This is a genomic window from Aliterella sp. E5.1, from assembly GCF_057473825.1.
The window spans coordinates 1-1,349 of sequence record NZ_JBYCCV010000427.1; the positions used below are offsets into that span (position 1 = coordinate 1).

The 1,349-nt window shown below is 36.8% G+C and carries 1 protein-coding gene and 1 pseudogene; one reads left to right on the forward strand and one right to left on the reverse strand.

Annotated features, from left to right (window positions below; all coding sequences use genetic code 11):
• Positions 1-206 precede the first annotated feature (206 nt).
• Positions 207-410, reverse strand: a complete 204-nt coding sequence (locus AC2VE5_RS27905) for a hypothetical protein (RefSeq protein WP_486890759.1) — start codon at positions 408-410, stop codon at positions 207-209.
• 354 nt (positions 411-764) lie between these two features.
• Between AC2VE5_RS27905 and AC2VE5_RS27910 the strand changes: the two are divergent.
• Positions 765-1,349, forward strand: a pseudogene (locus tag AC2VE5_RS27910) (two-component sensor histidine kinase); the annotation flags it as partial.

Below are 1,349 nucleotides of genomic sequence, written 5' to 3' on the forward strand. Positions count from 1 at the left end.
GTGGGCAGGTATATATAGACTCCAATTGAATATTAACTAACTAAACTGTAAGTTTTCAGCATTTTTTCGTTAGCTACAATCGTAACGATATTTTATACCTTCGCAAATAGATACTTAGTAAGCAAAAGTAATAACGTCGAGCATTTTAAAAGCATCTAACGAATCGAATATTTATTTTTACTCGGCTTAGTAGGATGTATATATAATTAAGATTGAGCTTGCCTGCGGTCTATATTATCAGTCTCAAAACTAGGTAAAGTAATTATTTGAGGATTAAACTGCCTTAGATAATCGACAATAGTTCGATATAAGGAAATAAATGTTGGCAAATAGCGAAACCAAGTAGTTAATAGAGCTACACTAAAGGTAGAAATGAAACTGCAAGTAAAGAAAATTTCTAAAACTGACATTGATTTGCTCCTAATTGTTTGCGAAGGTTTTTACTCGAAAAAGATATTAGAGGACGCTCGCATCAAAATAGAATAAGCGCTCGCCTTCAAATTTAACGACACCGATTTTAAGTATTTGACTGCCTAAAGCGTCACATTTAAAGCAACCAAAGACTAATGGTTGAAGCACCCTGATAGCTCTATAAGTTGCAGGTTTATTCCTGAACTTATGATTGAGATTAAGCTAAAAAAGTGGCGAATTGGAGACGAAAAGGTGACAAACTCGGAAAGGTCGCAAATACTCAATAGACTTCGGCAAGAAATCTATTTATAGTTTTAATATTTACTCAGTCAGCAGTAACTAAATATTAGGTAATGGGTAAGAAAAAATTTGGTAGCGATCGCAAAATTCTGTTTGGAGCCGGAGCACGGGTACTAGCTTCTTATGTCGTTTTGATTGTTTTTTCTACACTGATATCTTTAGTTGTAATTCGTCAACTACTCTTAGATTATAACGAAAAGCAAACTCAAAAGTCTTTAATTCAGGAAGTAAAGGAGTTCCAGCGCTTAGTTAAAGGATACAACCCAAAAACTGGGCAGCCTTTTGGTAATGATATTGCAGCTATTTTTGATGTATATCTTCGGCGGAACGTTCCTAATGATGATGAGTTTATGCTGACGCTCATAAATGGCAAGCCTTATAAATCTAGTCCTCCAAACCTGCCAGCGTCTTTATACCCTAGTACTGCCCTGATGGAACGATGGTCGCGGCTAACAAAGTCTCAATGGAGTACAAACCCAGCCTCCGATGGTGGAAATACTCTTTATTTAGCAGCGCCCGTGAAGATAACCGGACAAAATCTTGGAGTATTTGTAGTCCTTAGCACTAACGTTTACGAGCGAGAGGAAGTAGCCCACACCATAATAATTGTAGGAGTTGTTGAGGCAGTAATGGCGATT